Annotated in this window: 6 protein-coding genes; 4 read left to right on the top strand and 2 right to left on the bottom strand. The window is 70.5% G+C overall.

Annotated features, from left to right (window positions below):
* A partial coding sequence (locus ACFWPJ_RS11770; protein ID WP_378849904.1) for a malate:quinone oxidoreductase occupies positions 1–674 on the top strand: 674 nt, incomplete at its 5' end.
* Here the strand turns inward: ACFWPJ_RS11770 and ACFWPJ_RS11775 are convergent.
* Positions 658–1,257: a TetR/AcrR family transcriptional regulator gene (locus tag ACFWPJ_RS11775; RefSeq protein WP_378849905.1), complete on the bottom strand. Its 600-nt coding sequence runs from the start codon at positions 1,255–1,257 to the stop codon at positions 658–660. The two genes, ACFWPJ_RS11770 and ACFWPJ_RS11775, sit on opposite strands and share 17 nt — an antisense overlap.
* A 107-nt stretch (positions 1,258–1,364) precedes the next feature.
* Between ACFWPJ_RS11775 and ACFWPJ_RS11780 the strand changes: the two genes are divergently transcribed.
* A complete protein-coding gene (locus tag ACFWPJ_RS11780; protein WP_378849907.1) occupies positions 1,365–2,216 on the top strand; it encodes an SDR family oxidoreductase in 852 nt (283 codons plus the stop codon).
* 111 nt (positions 2,217–2,327) lie between these two features.
* On the top strand, positions 2,328–3,386 hold the full coding sequence (locus ACFWPJ_RS11785; RefSeq protein ID WP_378849909.1) for a hypothetical protein: 1,059 nt from the start codon (positions 2,328–2,330) through the stop codon (positions 3,384–3,386).
* Between the two features lie 37 nt (positions 3,387–3,423).
* Here ACFWPJ_RS11785 and ACFWPJ_RS11790 read toward each other — a convergent pair whose 3' ends face one another.
* Positions 3,424–3,750 (bottom strand): hypothetical protein, encoded by a 327-nt coding sequence (locus tag ACFWPJ_RS11790; protein WP_189022754.1) that lies wholly within the window; start codon positions 3,748–3,750, stop codon positions 3,424–3,426.
* Between the two features lie 230 nt (positions 3,751–3,980).
* On the opposite strand from ACFWPJ_RS11790, the gene ACFWPJ_RS11795 reads away from it, so the two are divergent.
* Positions 3,981–4,316, top strand: a complete 336-nt coding sequence (locus tag ACFWPJ_RS11795; RefSeq protein ID WP_378849911.1) for an RNA polymerase-binding protein RbpA — start codon at positions 3,981–3,983, stop codon at positions 4,314–4,316.
* The last annotated feature ends 46 nt before the right edge of the window (positions 4,317–4,362 follow it).

Here is a 4,362-nt window from a genome sequence, read left to right on the forward strand (position 1 = left end):
GCGGCGGGGGGGGTGTGCGGGGGGGCGGTGTCTCGGCGGACACCCGCCGCCCCGCCCGCGACGCCCCCCCCGACAATCCCGATGTGGTCGCCGAGCACCACGCGAAGGTCTACAGCCAGGCCGCCCTCGGCGCGCCGCCGATGTCGGTGCCGCACCTGGACCGTCGCGAGGTCGACGGCAGCGCCTCGTTGCTGTTCGGCCCCTACGCCACCTTCAGCACGCGGCTGCTGCGCCACGGCAAGCTGACCGACCTGTTCACCACGCTGCGACCGCACAACATCGTGCCGCTGGTGGCCGCCGGGCTGCGGAATCTCGATCTGGTGCGCTTCCTGATCGGCGAACTGCTGGCGTCGCGGCGCCGGAAGTTCGCGCAGCTCCAGCGCTTCTATCCCACCGCGGATCCCGGCGACTGGGAGCTGATCCAGGCCGGGCAGCGCGCCCAGCTGGTCAAACCCGATCGCCGGCGCGGCGGTGTGCTCGAATTCGGCACCGAACTGGTGACCGGCGCCGACGGCACCGTCGCCGGGCTGCTCGGCGCCTCGCCGGGCGCCTCGATCGCGCCGTCGATCATGCGCGATCTGCTGGAGCGCTGCTTCCCCGAACGGCGCTACGAGTGGTCGCGGCTGCTGGCGGAACTGCTGCCGGAGGCGGCGCCGGTCAGCGCGGCACGTTGACCAGGGCCCCGATCAGGCGGTGGCTGCGGGCGGTCATCTCGCCCGCCGTCTGCTCGGGGTGCCGCAGCCACCACAGGACCAGCGAGGTCACCGACCCCATCCAGGCGTCGGTGAGGGCTGACAGGTCGTCGGGATCGGTGAGAAGTGCGCCGAGCGCATCGGCGACGCCACGGGCCGCCTGGGCGGCGATGCGACGGCGGGCCGCGCGCACGGCATCGGCTGCGAGGCCCTCGTCGGGATGAGAGCGGTCGAAGACGACGGTCCAATCGTGTGGCCGCGGGGCGAGCGCGACGAAGAGCGCGTCGAAGGTTCGTTCGACCCCGCCCAGACCGCTCGCCCCAGCGCCGGCCGTTTCGAACGCGTCGTAGATGACGGTGGCGGCGCGCTCGACACAGGCGATGTAGAGCCCGTCCTTGGACTGGAAATAGGTGTAGACCAGCGGCTTGGACACTCCGGCCCGGCGCGCGACATCGGCAGGCGACAGGCCTGCGTAGCCGACCCGCCCGATCTCGGCGACCGCCGCGTCGAGGATCTGCTGCTCACGCTCGGGGCGTGGGACACCTTTGGTTCCAGCTGTGCTCACCCGACCCATCCAACCATCAGGGCAGCACCGGTTGACACTCAATTGACTGTTTTGTAATTTACTAGATAGTTAATTGAATCGGTAGCCCTCGACGCCAAGGAGTCCCCGTGCTCGACCGCCTCGCGCAGTCCTTGCTGCTCAATCCGCCCGCGTTGCCGCGTACCGTGGCGCGGCTCGTGCTCGGCGAGCGGCACGAGATCGCGGGCAAGACCGTCCTGCTGACCGGCGCGTCGTCCGGGGTGGGCCGCGCCGCCGCGCACGCGCTCGGCCGCCACGGCGCCCGGCTGATCCTGGTCGCCCGGACCGCCGAACCGCTGCTCGAGGTCCGCGACGCGGTGCGCGCGGCGGGCGGGGTGGCCGAGAGCATCACCTGCGATCTGTCCGAGCCCAGCGACGTCGACGACCTGGTCAAGACCGTGCTCGAGCAGTACGGCACGGTCGACGTGCTGGTGAACAACGCGGGCCGGTCGATCCGCCGGCGCGCGGCCGATGCCACCGACCGGTTCCACGACTACGAGCGGACCATGGCGCTGAACTACTTCGGCGCGGCGCGGCTGACCATGGGACTGCTCCCCTCGATGCTCGAGGCGGGCAACGGGCATGTCGTCAATGTCGCCACCTGGGGTGTCGCGGCGGGCACGATGCCGATGTTCACCGCTTACCACGCGTCCAAAGCCGCGCTCGGCGCGTTCGGGCGCAGCCTCGGCGCCGAAACCCGGTCGCGCGGTGTGCATGTCACCACCGTCGGGTTCCCGCTGGTACGCACGGAGATGATCGCCCCCACCGGCGCCTACGACGAGTCGGCCGCGCTGACCGCCGAGCAGGCCGCGGACTGGATCTGCACCGCCATCCGGACCAGGCCGATCGAGCTCTACCCCCGCTACACCCGGATTCTGCAGGCCGTCGCGACCGTGTCGCCGCGTGCGGTCGACGCCGTCATCTGGCGCTTGGGGATCTGACTAGCCTGTCGTGACCGCACCCGGGTAGGGCACGCCCCCTACCCGGGTACCGGACCCGAACCGTTCCGCAGCGGGAGGTGTTGCGGCGCACCGGATTTCTACCGTCGAATCATGGCGACGATCGATCTTTCCCGCACCCTGTCCCGCATCCGGTTCCCTGCCGCACCGGCGCGCGACAGCACCGACCGCGCGCCCTGGCACGGTCCGCTGCTGGTGAACTCCGCCCTGATGAGCGTGCTCGTGGTCGTGTCGGTCGTCGGCATGGTGGTCGACGACCGCCTGCTGCTCGGCGAATCGGTCTGGCTCAAGCCCGCCAAGTTCGGGCTCGCCTTCGCTCTCTACGGCATGACGCTGGCGTGGATTCTGCGGCTGCCGCACCGCGGGCGGCGGGCCACCTGGTGGCTGGGCACCGTCTTCGCCGTCACCGGAATCGCCGACGTCGGCTTCATCGCGCTGCAGGCCGCGCGCGGCACCTTCAGTCATTTCAACACCGCCGAGGACACGGTCAACCAGATCGGCCAGCAGGTGTTCGCCTCCGGCGTCCCCGGCCTGTTCCTCGCCAATCTCGTCCTGGCGGTGATCATCTCGTGGCAGAAGCTGGCCGACCGGCCGACCAGGATCGCCTTGAAAGCCGGTCTGTGGCTCGCGGTGGCGGGCATGATGCTGGGCTATCTGATGGGCTTCACCGGACCACAGCTGGTCCGCCAGTCCGACGGCACCGTGGTCGGCCTGATGGCCGGGCACACGGTCCGGGCGGGCGGCGCGCACGGTGACGCGGTGCGCGACGGTGTCGGCGCCATGCCGATCACCCATTGGAGCACCACCGGCGGTGACCTGCGCATCCCGCATTTCGTCGGCCTGCACGGCATCCAGGTGTTGCTGCTGCTGGCCGTCGTCCTGGTCGCCCTCGCACCGCGGTATCGCTGGCTGCGCACCGAAACCGTCCGTGCCGCCCTGCTCGGCGTCGCCGTACTCGGCTACTTCGGGCTGCTCACCCTGGTGTTCTGGCAGGCGCTGCGCGGTCAGCCGCTGACCAGCCCCGACCTCGCGACCGCCGGGGCCGCGACAGCGCTCGCGCTGCTCGTCGCAGGCGGTGTGACCGCGGTGTACCTGCGGGCCCGCGAAACCTCGACCGGGTTCCCCGTCGAAGACCGCCACGCCGGGGCGTGACCGCAGATCCCCCAGTCGCCGTGGGCGCCACGGGGATTCAGCGCAACCGTTCGGCTTCCCTGGCCAACTTCACCAGCGTGGCGCTGAGTTCGGCCAGCTCGACGTGCTCGGCGCCTTCGGCCACCGCCGTGGCGACGTCCTCCGCGGCACACCGCGCGGCGAACCAGCGGTCGGCCAGATCCGCGGCTTCCTGCGCGGACAGCACCACCGCGTCCTCCGGAATCCCGGTTCCCTTGAGGCTGGTGCGGTGCTCGTAAGCGCGTTGACGGCACGACTGGCGGCAATAGCGACGACGGCGACCCGACTCCGAATCCACGATCTCCCGCCCGCACCACAGGCAGGACAGCAGGCGACTGCGCGACATGGTGCGAAACCCTATCGGTCCGATGCCCGATCCAGCGGCTCAGGTCTCGCTGAGCGGGCACTGTGCCGGGCCCGCGGCTCAGGGCCCGCTCGGTCAGATCACCATTGCGACTACAATGGAACAGTTCAGACGTCCCGCGCGTTAACGGTAGGACCACGACCAGTTCGCAGGCCTGAGAACCGCCGAAGCCGCGAACCCGCGGCGCCAGCCGCCAAAGACAGGGAGCACACATGGCAGATCGCGTACTCCGAGGCAGTCGGCTCGGAGCGGTGAGCTACGAGACCGATCGCGACCACGACCTGGCCCCGCGCCGGATCGCCCGCTACCGCACCGACAACGGTGAGGAGTTCGACGTCCCGTTCGCCGACGACGCGGAGATCCCGCCCACCTGGCTGTGCCGCAACGGCCAGGAAGGGCAGCTCATGGAGGGCACCACGGTGGAGACCAAGAAGGTCAAGCCGCCGCGCACCCACTGGGACCTGCTGCTGGAGCGTCGCAGCAAGGAAGAGCTCGAGGAGCTGCTCAAGGAGCGCCTCGACCTCCTGAAGACGCGCCGCCGCGGATAAGAGCCCAGCACCACAACGGCGAAGGCCGCCTCCCTCTGCGGGAGGC

This window comes from Nocardia sp. NPDC058497, from assembly GCF_042720195.1.
Taxonomy (GTDB): Bacteria; Actinomycetota; Actinomycetes; order Mycobacteriales; family Mycobacteriaceae; genus Nocardia.

Excerpts from the sequence above, each read along its gene's own strand:
- ACFWPJ_RS11795 (WP_378849911.1), top strand. The coding sequence starts at position 3,981 with ATGGCAGATCGCGTACTCCGAGGCAGTCGGCTCGGAGCGGTGAGCTAC.
- ACFWPJ_RS11790 (WP_189022754.1), bottom strand. The coding sequence starts at position 3,750 with ATGTCGCGCAGTCGCCTGCTGTCCTGCCTGTGGTGCGGGCGGGAGATC.
- ACFWPJ_RS11785 (WP_378849909.1), top strand. The coding sequence starts at position 2,328 with ATGGCGACGATCGATCTTTCCCGCACCCTGTCCCGCATCCGGTTCCCT.